The sequence below is a fragment of the Allocellulophaga tsushimaensis genome, assembly GCF_055383085.1.
The window spans coordinates 2,510,389-2,534,146 of sequence record NZ_AP039451.1; the positions used below are offsets into that span (position 1 = coordinate 2,510,389).

Consider the following 23,758-nt stretch of genomic DNA (forward strand, 5'->3'; position numbering starts at 1 on the left):
GTGTAACTTAGGTATAGTCTCCTAATATAACGGGTATATTACATATTAAAAACTAATTTATTACAAAAAAATAGTTAATCAGTGAAAAACAACTATGAATGAACTAATTTTTAATCTTTTTTAGGGTTTTTAATAGTCAATAGTTGTACTTTCAAAAGGCAGTTTTTGAGGTTCAAAAATTCGTGCTGTTAAATTTCCCTTCAAGATTATTTTATCTCCAGATATATGTAAATAACTCCCCTCTCGTAAGCCTATAACAGGAATGGTATTGTACTGATGAAACTCTTTAATTCTGGTTTCTCTAGTTTCACCATTATGAGTACTTGTAGGGTCAGGATCTAAGTAATGGGCATTAATATTAAAATTTACCAAACCTAAGGTGTTAAAACTTGGTGGGTAAACAATAGGCATATCATTACTGTTTTGCATACTAACCCCAGCAATATTACTCCCAGCACTAGTACCTAAATAGTAGCAACCTTCCTCTATTTTATTTTTTAAAATAGGCATTAGTTTTAAGTCGTATAATTGTTTTACCAGTAAAAATGTATTACCACCTCCTGTAAAAATTGCTTCTGCTTTTTGGATACCCTCAATAGGGTCCTTAAAAGTATGCAAGCCTATCACTTTTTTGCCAATTTTCTGAAAAGCGCTTTCAACAAGTTTTGTATACGCATCATGTGTTAATCCACTAGGTCTGGCATAAGGGATAAACGTAATGTTGTGTATAGCATTAAAAAAGAGGGCTAAATCTTCTAAAAGATAGGAAAGATATTTTTCACCAAATAGCGTTGAGGTACTGGCAAGAATCATTTTTTTCATACTTTTTTTGTATTTTAAGGTACAAATTAACAAAAGTTTAATGGTGCTATTCTTTTTTTTAAGCTTAAGTTACATTTTCTTTATAGCTAGTACAAAATTTTACATATACATAGATTACAATTTTTTGCCTAAACAACTACAATGAAAAATATTTTTTTAACCATCACATTTTTACTGAGCTTTACTACACTAGTGGCCCAAGGAACCCCAGATCGGAAATTACTTAGAGGCCAAGTTTTATATAGAAATAGTCCAGTACAAAATGAAAGTGTTATTAATACCACTACAGATAAAGGGGTTACTACAAATTCTAAAGGAGCGTTTCAAATTAATGTTAAAGTGGGGGATGAATTGGTTTTTTATGCAGTGAATTATAAGATAGAACGCGTAAAAATCACCCAAACTATTTTAGATAATAACCGTTTGGTAGTAGAGGTAAATGAAAAAGTAACAGAGTTAGACGAAGTTGTTGTGGGCCCAGAGAATACAGAGGCCTTTATAAAAATGAAAAACGAGGAGTTTAAAGAATTTAATTATGAGATAGATCGTACTTCAGAGGTAGAAAACATAGCGCTTTCTCAACAAGAAAGAGGATTAGCTAATGGTATAAACTTTGTAAATATTTATAAAGCGATTAAAAAAGGTCTGAAAAAAAACCCTAAAAAAGGTGAGGAGAAAAAGCCTATGAAGGTTAGTAAACTATTAAGGCAGGTTTATGATGATGATTTTTTTACTAAAGATTTGCAGTTGCCCAAAGATAAGATCAATGACTTTTTATATTATTGTGATGAAAAACTACCATCGCAATCACTTTTAAAGAGCGACAAAGAATTTGAATTAATAGACTTTTTAGTAAAGCAAAGCGAACACTACCGAAAAGAAATGAATGACAAAAAATAGTACTTTTTTTTTAGTGTTATTTTTGAGTGTTTTTAATACCTATGCTCAAGATTTTTTCACAAAATATGTTGAAGGAAAAGTCACAAGTGCAGACGGAGATGTCGCTGCTACTCATGTATTAAATATCACCACAGATAAGGCTACTATAACAGATATAGATGGGTACTTTGCTATTGGTGCCAGTTTAAATGATACCATAGTATTTTCTGCAATACAGTACAAGCGTAAAGAGATCGTCATCACAACAACAATATTAGCGAGCAAATCTATTACAGTAAACTTAGAACCAGCTGTGAACGAATTAGATGAAGTAGTGGTAATGCCCTATAATTTAACAGGTTTTATAGAGAAAGATGTTAAAAGCGAAAAAGTAGTTACAGCTTCTACTTTAGGTTTGCCAAATGCTAATGCTAGGGTTTGGACAAAGAGCGAAAGGGTCTTGAATGAAGCTACTACAGGTGGCGGTTTAGTTCCTTTGAATCCAATTATAAATGGAATTTCTGGAAGGACAAAAAAATTGAAAGCTCAGGTTGCTAGGGAAAAAAAATATGCACGAACTGAACGTGTTCGTAAATTTTATGCAGATTCACTTTTTATCAAAGATTTAAAAATACCATTAATCAAAGTAGATGATTTTATGTATTTCTGTGAAACAGATTCTTTGTTTTCTGCGACAGTAGATACACACGACCAATTAAAAATATGGAATTTTTTGAAAAAAAAGAGTGTAGTTTATAGAGTGGATAATAAGTTAGATTAATTTTTTTGGCATATGATTTGTTTATTTTTGACTGATTTTTAAAAGGGTATTAAATGAAATTTTTAAAGAAATGCTTACTGCTTATTGCGTTACCACTGTTTGCCTTTACGGGAATACATAAATTTTATGTTAGTGTAACGAATATAAGCTACTCAGAAAAAGATAAAGCTATACAAATTATTTCTCGGATTTTTATAGATGATTTAGAAGATACTTTAAAAGAGCGCTATGAGATACAGCCAAATTTAGCAACAGAAGAAGAACTAGAGGCTATAGACCAATATATAGAAAAGTACATCAAAGCTAAGTTCGAAGTACAAATAGATGGGGAATATGCAAAATACCAATTTTTGGGAAAGGCATATGATAATGATGTTATGATTTGCTACATAGAAATTACAGACGTTGTTTTGGATAGCATAGAAAGTATTGCTGTAGTAAATGAAATACTAACGGATAGGTATGAAGAACAACAGAATGTTGTACATTTTAAAGTTACAGCTAAAAAGAAAAGCTTTGTACTTACAAGAGAAAATGATAAAGGTATGTTAAACTTAAAATAATGAGTTAAGAATTTCTTAAAAAATCGTTACTTTTCGCAGGACTAAAAATTAATTAAAATCATGGATAAAATAAAGTATTATTTTGTTGCTTTAATATTGGTGTCTTCAACGACGTTAGTTGCGCAAGAAGACACGAAAAAAGCACCGCCACACAGTAACGAGAATCCTTTTAGACAGTTGTATGAAGAGTTTTCTACACCAAATTCGTATAGGTCTGCATCAGGAGCTCCAGGGCATGCGTACTATCAGCAACAAGCAGATTATAAAATGGATATTACGCTGGATGATAAGAATGCAAAGTTATATGGCGAAGAAACTATTACCTACACTAACAATTCACCAGACGATTTAGAATTTTTGTGGTTGCAATTAGACCAGAATGTAAGAACAAAAGATACCAAATCTAATTTAAGAAATGGCAGTAATGTTCAGCTTGCCTACCCACCTGATGGGTTTGTAAAGCAAAATATTAGAGAAGCTTTTGATGGTGGATTTAACATAGCCTATGTAAAAGCTTCTAATGGCAAAGCATTACCCTATACCATTAACCAAACAATGATGCGTATAGATTTGCCTACTCCATTAAAGAGTAAAGCACAAATATCTTTTTCTGTTAAGTGGGATTACAATATTGTAGATCATACAGCAGACAGAGCAAGATCTGGATATGAGTATTTCCCTAAAGACGGTAACAGAGCTTATGTAATTGCCCAATTCTTTCCAAGAATGGCAGTATATAGTGATGTAGAAGGATGGCAGAACCATCAATTTTGGGGTAATGGAGAGTTTGCGTTAACTTTTGGAGATTATGAAGTTAATATTACTGTGCCTGCTGATCATGTTTTAGATGGTACAGGTGAGCTACAGAATATGAAAGAAGTATTTTCTAAAGAAATGATCAAGCGTTTTGAGCGCGCCAAAAAATCATATAATAAACCAGTACTTATTGTAACGCAAGAAGAAGCTGAGGCAAAAGAAAAATCTTTTTCAGAAAAAACAAAAACATGGAAGCTGAAAGCAAAAAATGTTCGTGATTTTGGTTTTGCTACTTCTAGAAAGTTTATTTGGGATATGCAAGCTGTTAAAGTTGGAAGTAAAGATGTGATGGCTATTTCCATGTATCCTAAAGAAGGAAATCCACTCTGGGAAGAATATTCAACAAAAGCAGTGGCACATACACTAAGATCTTACTCTGCACACACTTTTGATTATCCTTATCCTAAAGCAATTTCAGTACATGCTAAAAGACAAGGAATGGAGTATCCAATGATCTGTTGGAATTATGGAAGACCAACAGAAGATGGTAAATATTCTGATCGTGTTAAATATGGAATGATAAGTGTAATTATTCATGAAGTAGGTCATAACTTCTTCCCTATGATTGTAAATTCTGATGAGAGACAATGGGGATGGATGGATGAAGGTCTAGATACCTTTATGCAGTATATTGCAGAACAAGAATTTGGGGAAGCATATCCAGAAGCTATTGCCCCAAATGCTAAGTATCCTTCTAGAAGGGGGGAGCCTTCAAAAATTGTAAATTACATGAGTGGAGATCAAGAGTATATTTCTCCAATTATGTCTAATCCAGAAAATGTATACCAACTAGGTAATAACGCATATGGTAAACCAGCAACAGCGTTAAATATCCTTAGAGAAACGGTTATGGGTAAAGAATTATTTGACCATGCTTTTAAAACCTATTCTCATCGTTGGAAGTTTAAGCACCCTACACCAGAAGATTTTTTCCGTACTATGGAAGATGCCTCTGCGGTAGATTTAGATTGGTATTGGAGAGGATGGTTTTACAGTACTGAATATGTAGATATTGCTGTTGGTGGTGTTAAGAAATACATTGTTACAGACAAGCCTACAGCTAAAATTAAAGAGGTGTTAACAGCTAGAGGACAATCTGTATCTGATTTACGACCTTTAGTATATTTAGCAGAAGAAGGTACAGAAGATTATAATGAAAAAATGTTAGGAAAAAAACCTTCAGAACTTTCTAAGACTTTAAAAGAATTTATGATGGATAATTTGACTGCTGAAGAAAGAGCTGCAGTAAAAGAGCCTAAGTTTTTCTATGAAGTAACTTTTGAAAAGCCAGGAGGAATACCAATGCCTATTATAGTAGAGTATGCTTATGCAGATGGTACAAAAGAAATAGTAACTTATCCTGCTGAGATATGGAGAAAAAATCCAGAAAATGTATCAAGAGTTCTTTCATTACAAAAAGAATTGGTAAGCGTTACTGTAGATCCTAAATTAGAGACTGCTGATATCGATACTACTAATAATTCCTGGCCTAAGAAAGAAGAGAAATCAGAATTTCAGGAATTTAAAAAACAAATTAAAGGAAAGTAATTAAAAATAAATTTTATGCTAAGCTTCGTTCTTTATTACAAGGAACGAAGCTTTTTTTATAGTAAAGATTTTATTTTTTATTTATAGACTGAAAAAGTTCTGATTATATTTGTAATATGCTAAATTCTATATTTTTATTCATAAGCGGAGCAGAGATACTTTTTATTATGTTCATTGTAGTAATGGTATTTGGTGCAGATAAAATTCCAGGTATTGCAAAGGGTTTAGGGAAAGGGATGCGTCAATTAAAAGATGCTACAGAAGATATTAAGCAAGAAATTCAGAAAAGTGCTGAAAAACAAGGGATAGATACAGATTTTACAAAAGACATCAAGAAAGAAATTGATAAAGTAAAAGAAAATGTGAATGAGGTGACAGGCGTAATCAAAAGAAAATAAGATGCTTGAAGAGCTGATTGCTTGGGATAGAGAAACATTAATTTTTCTAAATGGCTTAGGTACCGAACAATACGATTATTTTTGGCTTTTTATTACTAAAATTACTACATGGATTCCGCTTTATCTATTGTTTTTTTACTTATTAATTTTTAAACACTCTAGAAAAGAAGGACTTTTAAAAGGACTTACCCTAGTGCTTCTTATTGTATTTGTTTTAGCAATTACATATTTTACTAAAGAAGTTGTTTCCCGTTTAAGACCTTCTGAAGATTTTACCATAAATACTTTAATTCGTGTATTGACCAAACCTGGTGAATTTAGCTTTTTTTCAGGTCATGCCTCCACTTCTTTTTCTATAACAACTTTAGTAGTACTGTTTTTAAAGACTAAAACAAAATGGGTATGGTTGTTTTATATATGGCCAATATTGTTTGTCTCAAGTCGTATTTACGTAGGTGTGCACTATCCCTTAGATATTATAGTTGGTGCCACTGTAGGTGTTTTATCGGCTAATTTATTTTATAGTTTGTATCATAGATATTTCGATAATAGAATTCAGAAAAAAGAAATAAGATAGATTGTTGGTATTGTAATTGTAGTATATTTAAGATGAAACAAATTATCTTGGTAATAGTCATATTTGTATCTCTTACATATTGTAAACGAACTGATTGTGATACAGCCAATGCTAAAGCTCAAAATGACTTTAAAAAATCAAATTATACATTTCATTCCTTAGAAATACTACCTGTAGAACAAACATATTTTTACGTATTAAAAGAATGCTTTAACGTTGATTGGATGTTTATAGATCAAGACTCACTCAAATTTTATAATTGTTATGATTCTACAATGAATTCTCTTTTAAGTACTCAATTAGGTTTTGATTTAAAGCAGGAAGCACTTGCGCTTAGTGATAGCTTACTAAAATTACCAAACTGGATTGTAGAACCTGAATTTAAAGACGGGTCAGTCAATTTAAATAGATTTATTACAGGTCGCTTAATGATTTCTAAATTAGATGTTGAAGATGAAGTTGGAAAAAAGTTTTTTTGGAATTCTATATTAATGAAAACGGAAAAGTCGAAAATCCAATCGTAATTAATGGTATAAATGAAAAAATCGATCAAAAATTAATTGAAATAGCTAATCAAATCCCTGATTGGACTCCTGGTTATCAGTTTGGAAAACCGATTAAGAAAAGAATCCTTCTCCCAATCCGTATTCATTTGAAATAAAAATATTGTTTAGTATAGATAAATTATAATACTCTACTCAAAGTCAGCCCATCTCTGATGGGTAATAGAACGGTTTCTACTCTAGGGTCTTCTTTTAGTTTTTTATTATAAGCTAATAGTGTTTTGGTCGCTTTATCTTTCGGATTTAAAGGTTCAATTACTTTTCCAGACCATAATACATTATCAGAAAGGATAATACTTCCAGTCCTTGTTTTCTTTAACACAGCTTCAAAATAATGGTCATAACTTGTTTTTTCTGCATCAATAAAAACCAAATCAAAAACCACATCTAATTGCGGAATAATAGTTAGTGCATCTCCAGTATGTTGCATAATTTGTGAACCATATTCACTTTTGTCAAAATAACGTCTTTGGATATCTCGTAATTCTTCATTGATATCTATAGTATGCAAAACACCATCTTTTCTTAAGCCTTCAGCTAAACATATGGCAGAATAACCAGTGTATGTTCCAATTTCTAAAATGTTTTTAGGACTACTAATTTTAGAAAGTATGCTTAAAGCTCTCCCTTGAAAATGACCCGTAATCATTCTAGGTTGTATAATTTTAAGATGTGTTTCTCTTGTTAATTCTTGTAGAATTTTTGGTTCTGCCTCGGAGTGATCAGCAATGTAATTTTCTAATAGCGGTGATAAAAAATGCATAAGATAATTTTAACAAAAATACATAATAAGCATTAAGTATAATAGCCTTTAAAAGGCATAAAAATTTTTATATTTCTTTCTTTTCTAATCCGTATTTTTACATAAAATGAAATCAAATGCAATTTAAAAATTCATTAGAATTTGCTCAAAAATTAGATACAGAAGATGTACTTAGCAAATACAGACAAGAATTTCATATTCCAAAAGTAAATGGCAAAGATGTAATCTATTTTACAGGAAACTCTTTAGGTTTACAACCTAAGCGAAGTAAGAAGTTTGTAGATGAAGTTATGCAAGATTGGGCGGCATTAGCGGTAGAAGGTCATTTTTATGCAGAAAAGCCTTGGTGGGATTATCATGAACGTTTAGCAGCACCTTTAGCTAGAGTAGTAGGAGCTAAGACAAAAGAAGTATCTGTAATGAATACACTTACCGTTAACCTTCATTTGTTACTAGTATCATTTTTTAGACCAACCAAAAAAAGATATAAAATTATATGTGAAGAAAAAGCATTTCCATCAGATCAATATATGCTTCAAAGTCAAATGCGGTTTCATGGTTTAGATCCCGATACTGCCATAGTTGAACTTAAAAAGAGAGACGGAGAACATGATTGGCGCACAGAAGATATTATTTCAAAAATAAATGAAGTAGGAGAAGAATTGGCTCTTGTTTTAATTGGGGGCGTAAATTATTATACAGGTCAGGTTTTTGATATGCAAAAGATCACCAAAGCGGGTAAGGCGGTAGGTGCTTATGTAGGTTGGGATTTAGCACATGGCGTGGGAAATATAGCTTTAAAATTACATGATTGGGATGTTGATTTTGCTGCTTGGTGTAGTTATAAATATATGAATAGCGGTCCAGGAAATGCTTCAGGAATATTTATCCATGAACAATATTTAAACAGAAAAGATATTCCGCGTTTTGAAGGTTGGTGGGGCACTAAAAAAGAAACTCGTTTTTTAATGAAGCCTGAGTTTGAACCTATGGAAAATGCTGATGCTTGGCAATTGAGTAATGCTTCAATATTAGCAACAGCACCTTATCTAGCTTCTTTAGAATTATTTGAAGAAGTAGGCATGGATGCTTTAATAGCGAAAAGAAATAAAATAGTGGCCTATTTAGAATTTGTACTTCAAGAAATTGATGCTGAGGTAAGAGGAAGTTTTGAAATTATTACACCAAAAGAAAGAGGTTGTCAACTATCCGTTTTTTTGCATGGTCAGGGAAGATCTCTTTTTGATTACTTAATGAAAAATGGTGTAATTACCGACTGGAGAGAACCTAATGTAATCCGTTTAGCACCTGCACCTTTCTACTGTTCTTATCAAGATATGTATCATTTTGGACAAATATTAAAAAGAGGAATACAAGAAAATTTAAGCGAATAGGCTTATTTTAATGCTTACCGTTCATCGAAAAAACAAGTTGCTAGATTACCATATCTTATTTTAATGCGTACATATTTAAGTTATAATCCTCAAACCTTATTTAAATATGAACATTAAAAAACAAAAAGATGAAACGTAAAAAAATCACAAAACACCTTTTTACTTTGCTTATCCTTATGGTAATTTGCTTTATTTCATGTAATAAAGAAGATGATAATATTAGTACTGAAGATCAAACGTCTTTAGATGATGAACTATTTGTAAACACAGAAAATGCAAAATTTATAGAAAAGTATTTTTTAGGTGATCTTGTAAAAGTAAATTTAGAAGCAGATGGTACGTATAGCCTAGTTGGAAGTGATACCAGATTATTTGCAGAGCAATTATCTGATACTGCTAATAATTTTAATGATAACCCTACACCGGGTGATGCTGAAGCTAGTTTAGGACTTGGTGGAGGTGTTCGTAAATGGACTAACGGTATTGTGTACTATGATATAGATGGGCTGAGTACTGCTGTACGCTCCGAACTTCAAAAATCTTTTGATGAATGGACTAGTAAAACAAATGTTAGATTTAGAGAACGTACAAACCAAGCTAATTATATCACTATTTCCTCTTCTGGGTCTAATAGCAATTCTGGAGTAGCTACTTTAGGAATGAATGGTTCTAGAGGGTTTATACGTTTAGGAACAAGGGCTACAGCAGTAGTAATTATTCATGAACTAGGGCATACCTTAGGATATATCCATGAACAGAATCGTTCGGATAGAGATAATGCCGTCATTATTAATTTTGAAAATATTCAAAATGGTGCAGAAGACCAGTTTTTTAAGAGTAATTCTGCAACTTTATTAACTGGGCAATTTGATGTGAATTCTACTATGATGTATGGTAGTTTTACATTTAGTAAGAATGGATTACCTACAATTACAGATTTAAATGGAAATACTTTACCAAGGAGGCAAGCTAGGATTTCTGCTTTAGATATAGAAGGTACCAATTCTTTATACCCATCTACAGATACAAATCCAGATATACCAGATACACCAAGTAACCCATGTGACGGTGTAGAAGAGTGGTCTAGGTTTAGACGCTATAGGGTAGGGCAAAGGGTAACTTTTAGAGGTAGGTTATTTGAAAGAGATTTTACAAGATGGAACTTTATCGCTAGATGTAATTAGTATAAAATTGGTTTATAACTAGGGATTTATATCCTGATAAATAATCCCGCTTTTTCAGCGGGATTTGTTTTAATATCTTAAGCTTGGGTTGATTTCTTTTTTAGGGCTCAATATCTTTAAAAATATTTTTCTCAAAACATAAGCTGCTTTCAACAGTACTGTAAGGGCCATAATTTGAAATAGAATTATATTTATTTTTTTGATATAATGCAATAGCCTCAAGTTGGCGTACCCCTGTTTCCAATATACATTTTTGATATGATAATTCAGCAGCCCAATTTTCTAACTCATTTAAAATTTTTGTTGCAATACCTTTTCCTCTATATGCAGGAGAAGTGTACATGCGTTTAATTTCCATAGTAGTAGCACTATAAGCTTTCATAGCTCCACATGCAATCGCTTTTTTACCTTCATAAATAAGTACTATATGTTTTATATGATCTAATGCATTAAATTGATTGTAAAAAGAATGTTCCTCTCCATCTGTTATGGCTAAATAAGCATCAAGGTCTTTTACCAATGCTATAAAATCTGTGTTTTTAGAATGAGTTCTAATAATTTTAACCATTTTTTTTAGAAGAAGTTGTTTTCTTTTAGCTATAGATTAAAATAAGATAAAAACATTAATCTAGATTACTTTTTACTTTAAATTGAGTATTTTTTTTGCCCATTCTACTAATAAAATCTTTCATTTCATTAGTCAATAAAAGCTGGTTTTGACCCTCCCAATATTGCGATTTATAGGGGTATTTTAATTTAAAGATATCTTTATGTTCGTTGATATTGCTTTTTACGTTGTAATCACCAAAACTCTCAGATGTATTCAGAGTAATATCCATTTGATATTTATTTGTGTACGATTGGTTTTCATCTGTAATTTCTACAATAGAAGAACGTTTCCCTTGTACTATGTAATATTTATTAGTGTTTTTATCTTTTTTGAAAAAGACATGCACTTCTAATTTCAATAATCTGTTTTTACCTTTGTCAAATTGATTATAGGGTGGATTTTTTGCATGTATTAATGCATGAAAAGATAGAATTGCGTTATTTTTATTATCAATAATATAGTGACCTCTACTTTTATATGTAACAGTTTCAGATTCGATAGCATTGAATTCTACACGTATTTTGTCATCATTTTCATAAGGTTTTTCAATAACTTCAAAATCTAAACCCATGGCATTCAAACGAACAAATTCCTTTAATATAAAATAAAATGAAGGAAAATTGTAGTAAATTTTTTGTTCATCTTTTTTAATACCGATTTTTCGCATATTGAGCAATTCTACCTGATAATCATCTTTTTTAAGTTCTAATGAACCAGCGTAAATAGATGTTTTTCGGCGTATTTTACCTTGCACGTCCTGAATTCTAACAAGGGAATCATTCTTTTTTAAAAGAGCCCTGAGTGTAAATTTTTCTGAATGTGGTTCTAAAAGATAATTAACGGCTATAGAATCTTTAATCCTCTGAAGTATAGTTTTAGCATTAGTTACTACTACTTCATCTAATTTAAAAACACTTTTACTAAGATAAATGGTGTCTTTTAGTTTGCGAAATGTAGTTGCTAGTTTATCATACCCAATAATATAAAAGAATACAGAATCTTTAGAAGAAGAGAAAGCATATCGTCCATCCGAATTACTAGTTGTATAATCTTCAGAGTTATAAATACTAGCGAACTCAATAGGTTGCATATCATCACTATCTAAAATAACTCCTTTATGTTGGTTTTGGGCCAAACAAAAAGAGAAATTACTCAATAACAGTAGAAGAATTTTAAAACTATTTAACTGATACATCAGTAAAGAAAAGTTTAAAATTCCCTTCTTTGTTTTTATGCATTTTAGCTATTTTTAGCCCATTAAAATCTTTATAATCTTCCCAAGTAGTCACTAGATTTGGCTTTTCTTGATTTGCTTTTCGGAATGCCCATTCTTTTAAGATAAAGTCATCTTCAAAATAAAAATCATAAGCATCCCCAGGAGTATACCCTCCTTTATTACTATAAACAATGGTTAATTTTTGCATTAGCTTATCGCTAATTGGTGCAGTAGCCTGTTTTATATGTGTATGTGTAAAATTATCTTTATCCCAAATAAGATTAAAGGGCGCTAATAGCCAATATTTATCATTTGTAAAAGCACCATTTAATTTGTACTCAGGACTTTCTGGAGTAATTGTATTTCGGTTATACGTAATCGTATCTTGGCGTACTATATTAGATTTTGGTTTCCAAGACCAGCTGCGTTTTGTTCGCTCATTCACATTAAAAGTAAAATTAATCTCTTCAATATTTTTCCAGTTTTCAAAACCATTAGCGTTAGCTATTTTTTCTAAAATGCTTAATTCTGTTGTTGGCTTTATGGTAACTGAGTCGTTGTTTTTTACTATGTTGTATGATGATAATACTAGTAATAGTGAAATAGTAGCAAAAGTAAGTAAATGTCTCATTTTTATTTTTTTGCAAAGATAAACCCTTTTAGGGTACTTCTAAAAGTGTTTATGATACTTAAAATAGTTTAAGCTGATATATGCAAAGATGAGTAGTTTTTGACTGTACTCTTTTAGAATTGTTTTTTATTACGTGTAAAAAAGGAATCAAAAATAACAGCTTATATTTATTCATTTACTTCTAGTCAGTTTTAAAATATTCTTTACTTTTGATGTATACATAAGAAATTAAGAAATGAGTTCTAAAAAAGTAAAAATACAACAGGCAATTGATGAAAAACTATTGGAAGAACGTAAAGTATTCCTTTGGGGTATGGTAGATGACGATTCTGCAAAACATGTTATTGATCGTTTATTGTACTTAGATATGCAAAACGATAAAGAAATACAATTATATATTAATAGTCCTGGAGGTTATGTAACCTCTGGTTTTGCAATGTATGATACTATTAAATCATTAAAAAGCCCAGTTTCTACAATTTGTACAGGTTTAGCAGCTTCTATGGGGTCTATTTTACTATCTGTAGGTAAAAAAGGAAGAAGATTTATACAACCTCATGCTCAAGTAATGATTCACCAGCCAAGTGGTGGTGCTAGAGGGCAAGCATCTAATATAGAAATACAAGCAAAAGAAATTATAAAAACAAAAGAGCTAAGTGCTAGACTCTTAGCAGAAAACTGTGGGCAAGATTACGATAAAGTAATGAAAGATTTTGATAGAGATTATTGGATGGGTGCCGAAGAATCTTTAGCTTATGGTATTGTAGACGGAATTTTAGAATAAATTAAAGAAAGATAGATTTCATAAAAAAAGTCCTTCGCAAATTTAATGTGAAGGACTTTTTAGATATATATAGGCGCTCAAGGCGGAAAATTTATTAATTACAATATATAAGTCTAAAACATATATTGTTCCTTACAACAGCTCTTACTTAATTTTATTATTTTTATACGTTAATGATTTTATATGATACAATCGCCTAAGAATATTGCTATTATTGGTTCTGGATTAGTAGGATCTCTACTAGCTATTTATCTAAGAAAACTAGGGCATACTATTACCGTTTTTGATAGAAGGCCAGATATTAGAAACGTAGAGTTTTCAGGAAGATCAATTAATTTGGCAATGAGCAATAGGGGTTGGAAAGCACTTTGCGAAGTTGGTTTAGAAACTCAAATTAAAGAAATTGCAATACCATTAGATAAGCGAGCAATGCATGTTATTGATACTCCAGAATATTTCCAGAAATATGGGAAAGAAGGAGAAGCTATTTGGTCTATATCTAGAGGGATTCTCAATAGAAAAATGATTGACTTAGCAGAAAATGCTGGAGTTACTTTTAAGTTTGAAGAAAAAGTTTGGGATGTAAATTTACCTGAAGCCAAATTATATACAGGTGATACAGAAAAAGGCGCTTGGCAAGAATATCAGTATGATCATGTTTTTGGTTGTGATGGGGCTTTTTCTAGAGTACGCCATAAAATGCAAAGAAGAAGTAGGTTTGATTATTCGCAAGATTTTATAGATATAGGCTATAAAGAACTTTCAATTCCTCCAAATGAGGACGGTACCCATAAGTTAGATAAAAATTCGTTTCATATTTGGCCTCGTGGAAAATTTATGCTTATTGCTATGCCAAATTTAGATGGTAGCTTTACATGTACACTTTTTATGCCTTTTGAAGGTGAAGTGTCTTTTGAGAATATAAAAACAAAAGAGCAGGCTAAAATATTTTTTGAAACCTATTTTCCAGATGTTCAAAACGATTTTGAAAATTTATTAGTCGATTTTTTTAAAAACCCAACAAGTGCCATGGTTACAATGAAATGTTTCCCTTGGACCTATTGGGATAAAGTAGCTTTAGTAGGCGATTCGGCTCATGCTGTGGTGCCTTTTTATGGGCAAGGAATGAATGCCGGTTTTGAGGATATTTATGTTTTAAATGAAATGATAAAGAAGCATGGAGACGATTGGGAAACTATTTTTAAAGCATACCAACAAGAACGAAAACCGAATGCAGATGCTATTGCTGAGCTGAGTTATCGTAATTTTTTAGAGATGAGTAGTAAAACGGCAAACCCTAACTTTTTACTTCAGAAAAAAATAGAAAAACACTTTGCGTCTAAACATCCAGAAAAATGGATTCCAGTCTATTCACGAGTTACATTTTCTGATCATTCTTATGCAGAAGCATTAGCAGAAGGTGATATGCAAGAAAAAATTATGCAAGAAGTTATGAAAATGCCTAATATTGATACCATTTGGGATAGTAAGCTTGTTGAAGATAAGATATTACAATTACTTTCGGTGTAGCAAAAAAATAATTTGATGAAAAGGAAATTGCTGGTATTATAATAGATGCTATTGAGATAAATAAAGAAAATAAAATCGAGTATTTTTCTACATTTTAAAGTAGTTTTATGTAAAACTAGTTCTGGGAATTCATTTCACGCTGTCTCATAGGCATCTTATCAATTAACGCAAAAATATATTCAGCAGAAACAACAAAAGATTCTTCTAATTTTTCCCCACCATCTTTGCCTAAAAGTATTAAACCTTTAAAATCTTTGTTTACATATTTTTCAATTCCATTAAGCGTTATTTTAGTTCCTGTATGGTTAAAAACTAGATGAGGCGTTACTATAAAATAAATTAAATCTCGCTCTTCAAAATCTTTAATATTACGCTTAAAAATTTTAATTTGTTGTTGTATATGTTCACTATTTTGGGTAGCGTCTATAAGTAGTATCACTCTGTTTTTCCATTTAAAATCTGATAAATTTTGTGCCATAGTAAAATTTAAAAAAAAGAGAAAACAACTTAAGGTGATTAATTGCGTTACAAATTGCTTCATTTTTTAGTTTTAAGCATATTAAAGATATTTAAAAATTACAGACAAAAAAACCCTAGCTTTTGCTAAGGTTTTTTAGATATTTTTATTTTTAAAGTTTTTATAACTTAGAAAACATTTTCTGCATTTTTTCTTGTTGCTCTTCAGCTAAAACAGGATCTACTAAAATACGACCACTATGCTCATCTGTAATAATTTTTTTGCGCGAAGCAATTTCTACCTGCACTTGTGGTGGAATGGTAAAAAATGAACCACCTGAAGCTCCTCTTTCTATTGGAACAACTGCTAAACCATTTTTTACATTAGTTCGGATACGGGTATAGGCTATTACCAAGCGCTCTTCGATTTGCTTTTGGTAATCGGCCGATTTTTCAAGAAGTGCTTTTTCTTCTTTTTCTGTTTCAGCTAAAATAGCATTTAACTCACTTTTTTTATGTTTTAAATGCGTTTCTCGTTCATCTAAACGTCCTTTAGTTTCAGAAACTACCGTTTTTTTCTGATCTATCTGTGCTTTAAATTCTTTAATATTTTTTTCAGCTAATTGAATTTCTAACTCTTGGAACTCAATTTCTTTAGTAATGGAGTTAAACTCTCTACTATTACGAACATTTTTTTGTTGTTCGTTGTATTTTTTCATTAAAGTTTTAGCATCATCAATCATGTTTTTTTTGGCAGTAATTTCATAATTGATCGTTTCTACATCGGTCTTTAACTTTTCTATTCTAGTTTTAAGACCAAGTACTTCATCCTCTAAATCTTCTACTTCTAAAGGTAATTCACCTCTAACATTGCGTATCTCATCAACTCGAGAATCTATTAATTGCAAATCATATAATGCTCTTAATTTTTGCTCTACAGTTGTTTCTTTCTTTGTTGCCATATTTTAAAAATACTTGATGGGATTTGTTTTACTATCTGATAAATGGATTGCAAAATTAGGGATTTTTTTTGTAAGATAGTCAACTAATAAATTTTTTGTAAACTGCTCAGTTTCATAGTGTCCAATATCTGCGATAAGCATTTTGTTTTCTGCCTCATAAAATTGATGGTATTTTATATCCGAAGTGATAAAAATAGAGGCGCCAGCTGCTTTGGCAGCACTAATAGCAAAAGCACCGCTTCCGCCTAAAACAGCTACTTTTTTTACTTTTTCATCTAATAATTGCGAGTGCCTAATACAGGAAGCATTCATTTTTTGTTTTACAAAACTCAAAAAATCAATTTCATCCATAGGATGTTCCAATTCTCCAATCATCCCCATACCTATATACTGATTATGGTTCTCTAATGTCTGAATTTCATAGGCAACTTCTTCATAGGGGTGATTTTTAAACAATGCTTTTAAGATGTTTTTCTCTTTAGATTTTGAATATGTAATATTTATTTGTGCTTCTTCTTCTATATGTGTTTTTCCGATTTCTCCTTTTACTGGATTTGCATTTTCAGCAGCTTTATAGCTTCCATCACCAGTAGCAGTAAAACTACAATTGCTATAATTACCAATAGTACCAGCACCAGCATTATATAATGCAGTTTTTAGTTTAGGAGCATCATTTTTTGGAATATAGGTAATGAGTTTTTTGATTGTTCCTTTCTGAGGAATTAGTATTTTTTGATTTGTAAGCCCTAAAACTTCGCAAATTTTTGCATTTACACCATTATAAGAGTTATCTAAGGCAGTATGCATACTGTAAATAGCGATATTGTTTTGTATTGCTTTTATAACTACTCTTTGCACATAATTTGCACCTGTAATTTTTTTTAAGCCGCTATAAACAATTGGATGAAAGCTAACAATGAGATTACAGTTTTTAGAAATTGCTTCGTCAATAACATTTTCTAGTGTATCTAGAGTTACTAAAATACCTTTAACTTCAGTATTGATATCACCAACCAGCAAGCCTACGTTGTCAAAATCTTCAGCATAAGATAGCGGTGCTAGTTGCTCTAAGATCTCTGTTACTTGTTTTACAATCATTTTAAAAATTTTATATGCGTACCAAAGATAAAATATTATATTTTCGTTGCTGTGCAGCTATTAAGAAAATTATTTTTTCCAATATCTTTAGTTTATGGTGCGTTGGTTTACCTCCGTAATGTATTATTTAATATAGGTTTTTTAAAATCAAGAGCGTTCCATACTCCAACCATATGTGTAGGTAATTTAAGTGTTGGTGGTACAGGAAAAACACCAATGATAGAGTTTTTGGTACAATCTTTTAAAGATGATTACAAGATTAGTGTTCTAAGTAGAGGCTATGGTAGAAAATCTAAAGGATTTGTAGTCGCAAATACAACTACAACGGTTTTAGATTTAGGAGATGAACCTTTTCAGATATTCTCTAAATTTCCAAGAATTATTGTAGCTGTAGATGCTGATAGGAGACATGCTATTAAGGTTTTAGAAGAGAAGTATAGTCCAGATATTATTTTTTTAGATGATGCATATCAGCATAGGAAAGTTACACCTTCTTTAGCTATATTGCTTACTGCTTATGATAATTTATATACTGAAGATTGGTATTTGCCCACTGGGAATTTAAGAGATAGTAGGGGGGAAGCTAAAAGAGCTTCTATTATAGTCATTACAAAATGTCCTAAAGAAATTAGTGCAACCGAAATGAATACGATCATCAAAAAAATAAAACCAGAATTGCATCAAAAAATAATATTTAGTTATTTGGCATATGATACACAATTAAAAGGCGGCGAAGAAGAACTATTTGTAAAGCATTTAAAAGGAAAAGAAATTACATTAGTAACGGGCATTGCTAACCCCAAACCCTTACTTTCTTACTTAACTGATAATGAAATAAAAATAGAGCATCTACATTACAGAGACCATCATTTTTTTACTGACAAAGAGTTAGAATTATTTAATTCTAAAGAATTTATTCTGACTACAGAAAAAGACTATGTGAGACTAAAAGGTAAAATTGAAAATCTATATTACATTAGCATCTCTCATAAATTTTTAAATAAAGGAGAAGGAATGCTTCAAGAATGTATAAAGTCAGTTATGAAGTAGTAGGTTTAAATTTTTTATTGAAGATATTTTCACCAATTTTTTCATAGAAAACCTCGGGTTTAAAAGGTTTTGTAACAACATCATTACATCCAGCTGCATAGAAACTCTCTAGACTATCATCTAAAGAAATTGCAGTAAGCGCTATAATAGGTATAGTAGTATTAAATTTTCTAATTTCTATAGTCGCTTCTTCTCCGCTTATTCCTGGCATATGAATATCCATTAAAATAGCATCATATGTATTAGCTTTAACGAGTTCTATTGCTTCGGTACCATTATTAGCAATATCTGATGTCATTTCTTTTTTAAGGAGCATTTTATTGGTAATGACTTGGTTTATTTTATTGTCTTCCACAATTAAAATATGTAAGCCTTTAAGTGTATGTTCTTCTGGTGTTATTTCAAAAGATGGAGCATCATCAGTAACTGTAGTTACATCATTACTATCCATTTCTATTTCAAAAAAGAAAGAACTCCCCTTTCCTAATTCACTTTCCAGATGAATTTTACTATTAAATAACCCTAAAAGGCTTTTAACAATAGTAAGTCCTAATCCAGTGCCACCATATTCTCTATTTATTTGTATAGAGCCTTGTTCAAAACTTTCAAAAATGTTTTTTATTTGATCTTCGGCTATTCCAATACCATTATCTTTAACTTCAAAATATATGGTTACTTTATCTTCTATTTTACGAAGTAATTTTGCAATAACGATTACCTCTCCTTCTTTAGTAAATTTTAAAGCATTACCAACCAGATTTATAAATATTTGAGATAATTTCATAGAATCACTCAAAAGAGTATCTGGTATTCTTTGATCGTATTCTAATGTTATTTTTGTTTTATTTTCTTTTGCACTTTGTTTTAATGAATTAATTACTTCAGTTAATGCCTTTTTAAGATTAAACTCCACGCGTAGTGGTTCTAACTTGTCTGCATCAATTTTATTAAGTTGTAATATATCATTAATAAAACTTAGTAGATAGTCTCCAGAAAATTTTAATGCTTTTAAATGTTCTTTTTGATTTTCACTAGGGTTTTCTTCTAAAAGTAAATGGGTAAGCCCAGTAACCGCATAAAGTGGCGTCCTTAATTCATGACTTACCGTAGATAAGAACGTTGTTTTTGTTTCCATTGCTTGTACAGCTGCATCTCTTGCGGTAAGTAATTGATCGTTTTTAGTTTGTAAAAGATCATTGGTTTTTAACTTTATTTGATTATTTCTATAGAGTGAAACTGCTAAAAGAGAAATAATAGTTAAAAATGCAGAAGTTAATATTGCTGTAATCTCAATTCTACTGGCAGATTCTTTTAATTCTTCGATTTCCCTATCTTGCCTAGAAATTTCTTTTTTCATCGAATTTAGATGCGCAATGTCTGCCGCCTTAATTTCAGACTGTAATCTTGCAACAGTATAGATAGAATCTTTTATGGCAATAATACTTTTATTGTAATTAATTGCATTTTCGTAATTTCCAACAGTTTCACTTGTCTTTGCCAAAAAGTTATTAAGCTCAAATATTTCTCTATAAAAATTATTTTTCTCAGCTATTTTCAATCCACTTTTAGCATATTTCATACTAGTGTTATAATCTTCTTTATTTTCATATAACTTAGCTAAACCAACATTTGCTCTGGTTTTTATATATTCTTTTTCAACAAGATCATTGTTAATCAATAAGGAGTTAAAATATTTAGAGGCTTCATCGTATCTATGTAAGTGCAAATAAGCAAAACTTTTTGCTAAGAGAATGTTCAATGTTAAATTACGAACATTTGTCATTTCAGAAGCTTCATCAAGTAAGTTACTAGCAATTTTATATTGTTGACTTTTTATATGTTGTAAAGCTTCTACGTATTTGTGAACTGCGTTACCATATTGGTACTCTATATCTTTTAATAAAACATCAGCTCGTCCTAAATAATATGAGGTGTTATCTCTATTGTCGATTTTTAAATAAAGTAAAGCAAACTCATGATAGCAATTTATCAATGCTTTTATATCTTCATTTTTTTCGGCTACTTTGGTCGCTTTTTCTAAATAAATGAGCGCTTCACTTATTTTATCTTGATTTTTCGAGATTCTAGAATTTTCAAAATAAGCGTTTATTTCACTTTGTGGTACTTCATTTTCTTGCGAAAATATTATTTGAGAAAATAACACCGCTAGTAAAATAGTAATAATACTAGTTTTTTTAATATGTAATAGTTCTAAATTCAAATATATAGTTTGTTATTTAATAAATTAATAAGATCAATGATTCTACTGCTATATCCAGTTTCATTGTCATACCAACCAATTATTTTTACCATTTTCCCGATAACTGAAGTCATCTGAGAATCAAACGTACAAGAATAGTAACTATTGTTTACATCTATAGAAACTATTGGATCTTTTGTAAAAAAGAGGATTTTTTTTAGCTTTTTTTCAGAATTTTCTTTAAAAGCATCATTAATTTCCTGAATTGATGTCTTTCTTTTTACGTTAAAAGTAATATCTGTTAATGATCCATTTGCAACAGGGACCCTAATGCCACACCCACCAATTAATCCGTCTAAATTAGGAAATATTTTTGTTAAAGCTTTTGCAGCACCAGTTGTTGTAGGAACAATAGATTGTCCGGCAGCTCTGGCCCTTCTTAAATCTCTATGAGGTTGATCATGTAAGCTTTGATCTGTAGTGTAGGAGTGCACTGTAGTAATATATGCTTGTTCCACTCCACATAGATCATCAATAATTTTTAGCATGGGAGCAGCATTATTTGTTGTGCATGATGCATTAGAAATAAAAATATCATCTTTATTGATAATATGGTCATTAATACCCATAACAACCATTTTTATAGTATCATCTTCTGGAGGAACTGATAAAATTACCTTTTTTGCGCCATTTTTAATATGATACTTTAGCTGCTCTTTCGTTTTAAATTTTCCAGTTGCTTCTACAACAATATCTACATTATATTTCTTCCAATCTATGTTTTTTGGTTCTTTTTCATTTAAAATAGCAACTTCATTTTTGTTATTTACACTAATAGTATTTGTAGTGTGCGTTATTGTATGTGGAAATATACCATGAATACTATCGTATTTTAATAAATGGGCTAGCGTTTCCGTATTGGCTAAATCATTAATAGCAACAACGTTTAGATGTGGGTGTTCTTGTAATAGTCTAAAAAGTGTTCTTCCTATGCGTCCAAAGCCATTAATACCAATAGTTACTTTTTTCATTAGATATTAAATCAAAATTTAATGATAGAATAGTTATGATGTGTATTTTAATTAATATGCTTATGCGCCTTGTAGGATGATCTAACTAAGGCTCCACTTTCTACGTGTCTGAACCCTAATTTTAAACCTATTTCTTCATATTTTTTAAATTGGTCGGGAGTAATAAATTCTTTTACAGGAAGGTGTTTTTTACTTGGTTGTAAATATTGACCAATAGTAACAACATCTACATTAACCTTTCTTAGGTCTTCCATTGTTTGGATTACTTCTGGCTCTGTTTCTCCTAAGCCAAGCATAATTCCAGATTTTGTTCTGTTGATACCATTAGCTCTTAAATACCGTAAAACTTCTAGGCTACGTTCGTATTTTGCTTGTATTCTAACTTCTCTGGTTAGTCTTTTTACGGTTTCCATATTATGCGAAACTACTTCTGGATTTACCCCTATAATACGATCTAAATGAGTTTCTATACCTTGAAAATCTGGGATTAAAGTTTCAAGAGTGGTTGTTGGATTCATCCGCCTGATTGCATTTACAGTCTCGGCCCAAATAATAGATCCCATATCTTTAATATCGTCTCTGTCTACAGAAGTAATAACGGCATGTTTTATTCCCATTATTTTGATTGAGCGAGCTACTTTTTCAGGTTCTTCCCAATCTACATCTTCTGGTCTGCCCGTTTTAACACCACAAAACCCACAAGATCTAGTACAAATATTACCTAATATCATAAATGTAGCAGTGCCCTCTCCCCAGCATTCTCCCATATTGGGGCAACTACCAGAAGTACAGATGGTATGTAAGTTGTATTTATCTACAAGGCCACGTAATTGGGTGTATTTTTTTCCTGTCGGAAGTTTAACACGTAACCATTTTGGTTTACCTTTTGGTGGTGCTACACTTTCTAAAGAACTATTACTCATATCCTATTTTTATACAAATATACAACGAACATTTTAGCTTACCTCGCAATTAAATCCTCGTATTTTAGAAGTATGGTTTGTATAAAACCTCAAAAAATGAGAAGAATTTTAATTAGAAAATAATAATGTAATAGGCTTGGAGGTAGAAAATCTATTTATTGATAATTGCAGTAGCAAGTAGTTTTTTTGCTCTAAGTAATTTTACTTTCACATTATTTATAGGCTCATTTAAAGTAGTAGCAATGGCGGCATAACTTAATTCATTAAAATACCTAAGGTTTATTACTTCTTGGTAATGTGGTTTTAGACTTTTTATATGTTGAAGTAATGTGGCTAAATTTTGCTCTTTAATCAAGAGGTCTTCAGCTGAAGGGGCATTATCTAGTACTTTTTTTATTTCGTCTGCACTCTTATCCGTATTTTTTAAAATATTTTTTTTTTGCTTTCGGATATGATCTACATGAATATTTTTTGAAATTGTAATTAACCAGGTTTTAAATTCATATGCTTGGTCATAGCTGCGTATTTTGTCAAAGGCTTTAGAAAATGTTTGCACGGTGATATCCTCAGCATCATTTTCATTGTTAGTTCTTGACAATTGAAAGCGATAAACATCATTCCAAAAAGAGTCTAGTAAAAAACTAAATGCAATTTGATTTCCTTCTTTTGCTTTGTCAATAGCAGTCTCAAGTGTTATTTTAGTTTTATCCAAACTAAATTTTTAAAATTAAAATAGCAGAAGGTGTTTTATTATAGCCCTGGGGTAATTTCATTTTTGCAATCTTGTTCAGATGGAAGTTTCCCACAGAATCCACAAGCTTCTCCATCTTTATTAAGAAAAGGATTTTGACTTGCACAAGTACCAGCAAATTTACCGTCTTTTTTAGACCAGATTTTAATAGCGATTCCAGCAAATGCTAATCCAAGTAAACCTATGGTTAATAATACTAATTTCATTGTAAAAATATTTTTACAAAGA

The 23,758-nt window shown here is 30.9% G+C and carries 26 protein-coding genes; 13 read left to right on the forward strand and 13 right to left on the reverse strand.

Annotation, left to right across the window (positions count from 1 at the left end; translation table 11 throughout):
• Positions 1–129: 129 nt before the first annotated feature.
• Positions 130–822 (reverse strand): dipeptidase PepE, encoded by a 693-nt coding sequence (gene pepE, locus ACZ451_RS10765; protein ID WP_464212258.1) that lies wholly within the window; start codon positions 820–822, stop codon positions 130–132.
• Between the two features lie 141 nt (positions 823–963).
• Between pepE and ACZ451_RS10770 the strand changes: the two genes are divergently transcribed.
• The 8 genes from ACZ451_RS10770 to ACZ451_RS10805 all read left to right on the forward strand — a co-directional run bounded on the left by ACZ451_RS10770 (position 964) and on the right by ACZ451_RS10805 (position 7,045).
• Entirely contained in the window at positions 964–1,722 is a 759-nt protein-coding gene (locus ACZ451_RS10770; protein ID WP_464212260.1) for a carboxypeptidase-like regulatory domain-containing protein, read from the forward strand.
• Complete coding sequence (locus tag ACZ451_RS10775) at positions 1,709–2,482, forward strand: carboxypeptidase-like regulatory domain-containing protein (RefSeq protein ID WP_464212262.1); 774 nt, start codon at positions 1,709–1,711, stop codon at positions 2,480–2,482. The genes ACZ451_RS10770 and ACZ451_RS10775 overlap by 14 nt, the downstream gene beginning before the upstream one ends.
• Before the next feature lie 53 nt (positions 2,483–2,535).
• Entirely contained in the window at positions 2,536–3,045 is a 510-nt protein-coding gene (locus ACZ451_RS10780; RefSeq protein ID WP_464212264.1) for a DUF6702 family protein, read from the forward strand.
• A gap of 60 nt (positions 3,046–3,105) precedes the next feature.
• Positions 3,106–5,409, forward strand: coding sequence for a M1 family metallopeptidase (locus ACZ451_RS10785; protein ID WP_464212266.1), 2,304 nt, complete (start codon positions 3,106–3,108; stop codon positions 5,407–5,409).
• Positions 5,410–5,525: 116 nt separating this feature from the next.
• Entirely contained in the window at positions 5,526–5,807 is a 282-nt protein-coding gene (locus ACZ451_RS10790; protein WP_464212268.1) for a Sec-independent protein translocase subunit TatA/TatB, read from the forward strand.
• A 1-nt stretch (position 5,808) separates the two neighbouring features.
• Complete coding sequence (locus ACZ451_RS10795; RefSeq protein ID WP_464212270.1) at positions 5,809–6,384, forward strand: phosphatase PAP2 family protein; 576 nt, start codon at positions 5,809–5,811, stop codon at positions 6,382–6,384.
• A 32-nt stretch (positions 6,385–6,416) separates the two neighbouring features.
• A complete protein-coding gene (locus tag ACZ451_RS10800; RefSeq protein WP_464212272.1) occupies positions 6,417–6,908 on the forward strand; it encodes a hypothetical protein in 492 nt (163 codons plus the stop codon).
• Positions 6,860–7,045, forward strand: a complete 186-nt coding sequence (locus ACZ451_RS10805; RefSeq protein WP_464212274.1) for an energy transducer TonB — start codon at positions 6,860–6,862, stop codon at positions 7,043–7,045. The genes ACZ451_RS10800 and ACZ451_RS10805 overlap by 49 nt, the downstream gene beginning before the upstream one ends.
• Positions 7,046–7,068: 23 nt before the next feature.
• Here the strand turns inward: ACZ451_RS10805 and ACZ451_RS10810 are convergent, their stop codons facing one another.
• Positions 7,069–7,710 carry an O-methyltransferase gene (locus ACZ451_RS10810; RefSeq protein ID WP_464212276.1) on the reverse strand — a complete coding sequence of 214 codons (642 nt, stop codon included), beginning with the start codon at positions 7,708–7,710 and terminating at the stop codon, positions 7,069–7,071.
• 116 nt (positions 7,711–7,826) lie between these two features.
• Here ACZ451_RS10810 and kynU point away from each other — a divergent pair, with 116 nt between their 5' ends.
• Both kynU and ACZ451_RS10820 read left to right on the forward strand, forming a co-directional pair.
• The gene (gene kynU / locus ACZ451_RS10815; protein ID WP_464212278.1) at positions 7,827–9,104 is read left to right on the forward strand and encodes a kynureninase; all 1,278 of its coding nucleotides are present in this window, start codon (positions 7,827–7,829) and stop codon (positions 9,102–9,104) included.
• A gap of 128 nt (positions 9,105–9,232) precedes the next feature.
• Positions 9,233–10,288 carry a M12 family metallopeptidase gene (locus ACZ451_RS10820; protein WP_464212280.1) on the forward strand — a complete coding sequence of 352 codons (1,056 nt, stop codon included), beginning with the start codon at positions 9,233–9,235 and terminating at the stop codon, positions 10,286–10,288.
• Positions 10,289–10,388: 100 nt separating this feature from the next.
• On the opposite strand, the gene ACZ451_RS10825 is transcribed toward ACZ451_RS10820, so the two are convergent.
• Genes ACZ451_RS10825 through ACZ451_RS10835 form a run of 3 tightly spaced genes read right to left on the reverse strand, consistent with a single transcriptional unit; the run spans position 10,389 to position 12,745 of the window.
• Complete coding sequence (locus ACZ451_RS10825; protein WP_464212282.1) at positions 10,389–10,856, reverse strand: GNAT family N-acetyltransferase; 468 nt, start codon at positions 10,854–10,856, stop codon at positions 10,389–10,391.
• A gap of 55 nt (positions 10,857–10,911) precedes the next feature.
• Positions 10,912–12,093: a peptidase associated/transthyretin-like domain-containing protein gene (locus ACZ451_RS10830; protein WP_464212284.1), complete on the reverse strand. Its 1,182-nt coding sequence runs from the start codon at positions 12,091–12,093 to the stop codon at positions 10,912–10,914.
• Entirely contained in the window at positions 12,077–12,745 is a 669-nt protein-coding gene (locus tag ACZ451_RS10835; protein ID WP_464212286.1) for a hypothetical protein, read from the reverse strand. Before ACZ451_RS10835 ends, ACZ451_RS10830 begins: the two co-directional genes overlap by 17 nt.
• A gap of 235 nt (positions 12,746–12,980) precedes the next feature.
• Between ACZ451_RS10835 and ACZ451_RS10840 the strand changes: the two genes are divergently transcribed.
• Complete coding sequence (locus tag ACZ451_RS10840) at positions 12,981–13,529, forward strand: ClpP family protease (RefSeq protein ID WP_464212288.1); 549 nt, start codon at positions 12,981–12,983, stop codon at positions 13,527–13,529.
• A 183-nt stretch (positions 13,530–13,712) separates the two neighbouring features.
• A complete protein-coding gene (locus ACZ451_RS10845; protein WP_464212290.1) occupies positions 13,713–15,059 on the forward strand; it encodes an FAD-dependent oxidoreductase in 1,347 nt (448 codons plus the stop codon).
• A 115-nt stretch (positions 15,060–15,174) separates the two neighbouring features.
• Here ACZ451_RS10845 and ACZ451_RS10850 read toward each other — a convergent pair whose 3' ends face one another.
• The 3 genes from ACZ451_RS10850 to ACZ451_RS10860 all read right to left on the reverse strand — a co-directional run bounded on the left by ACZ451_RS10850 (position 15,175) and on the right by ACZ451_RS10860 (position 17,575).
• Positions 15,175–15,600, reverse strand: a complete 426-nt coding sequence (locus tag ACZ451_RS10850; protein WP_464212292.1) for a DUF4174 domain-containing protein — start codon at positions 15,598–15,600, stop codon at positions 15,175–15,177.
• A gap of 97 nt (positions 15,601–15,697) precedes the next feature.
• Entirely contained in the window at positions 15,698–16,477 is a 780-nt protein-coding gene (locus ACZ451_RS10855; protein ID WP_464212294.1) for a zinc ribbon domain-containing protein, read from the reverse strand.
• A 3-nt stretch (positions 16,478–16,480) separates the two neighbouring features.
• Positions 16,481–17,575: a Nif3-like dinuclear metal center hexameric protein gene (locus tag ACZ451_RS10860; RefSeq protein WP_464212296.1), complete on the reverse strand. Its 1,095-nt coding sequence runs from the start codon at positions 17,573–17,575 to the stop codon at positions 16,481–16,483.
• Positions 17,576–17,626: 51 nt separating this feature from the next.
• Here ACZ451_RS10860 and lpxK point away from each other — a divergent pair, with 51 nt between their 5' ends.
• Entirely contained in the window at positions 17,627–18,625 is a 999-nt protein-coding gene (lpxK, locus tag ACZ451_RS10865) for a tetraacyldisaccharide 4'-kinase (RefSeq protein WP_464212298.1), read from the forward strand.
• On the opposite strand, the gene ACZ451_RS10870 is transcribed toward lpxK, so the two are convergent.
• From ACZ451_RS10870 to ACZ451_RS10890, 5 genes are all read right to left on the reverse strand, one after another.
• Positions 18,615–20,846, reverse strand: coding sequence for a tetratricopeptide repeat-containing hybrid sensor histidine kinase/response regulator (locus ACZ451_RS10870; RefSeq protein WP_464212300.1), 2,232 nt, complete (start codon positions 20,844–20,846; stop codon positions 18,615–18,617). The genes lpxK and ACZ451_RS10870 overlap by 11 nt on opposite strands.
• On the reverse strand, positions 20,843–21,856 hold the full coding sequence (gene gap / locus ACZ451_RS10875) for a type I glyceraldehyde-3-phosphate dehydrogenase (RefSeq protein WP_464212302.1): 1,014 nt from the start codon (positions 21,854–21,856) through the stop codon (positions 20,843–20,845). Before gap ends, ACZ451_RS10870 begins: the two co-directional genes overlap by 4 nt.
• 47 nt (positions 21,857–21,903) lie before the next feature.
• Positions 21,904–22,779, reverse strand: coding sequence for a lipoyl synthase (gene lipA / locus ACZ451_RS10880; protein WP_464212304.1), 876 nt, complete (start codon positions 22,777–22,779; stop codon positions 21,904–21,906).
• Positions 22,780–22,930: 151 nt separating this feature from the next.
• The gene (locus ACZ451_RS10885; RefSeq protein WP_464212306.1) at positions 22,931–23,491 is read right to left on the reverse strand and encodes an RNA polymerase sigma factor; all 561 of its coding nucleotides are present in this window, start codon (positions 23,489–23,491) and stop codon (positions 22,931–22,933) included.
• 38 nt (positions 23,492–23,529) lie between these two features.
• Positions 23,530–23,736, reverse strand: a complete 207-nt coding sequence (locus ACZ451_RS10890) for a membrane or secreted protein (RefSeq protein WP_464212308.1) — start codon at positions 23,734–23,736, stop codon at positions 23,530–23,532.
• Positions 23,737–23,758: the final 22 nt, after the last annotated feature.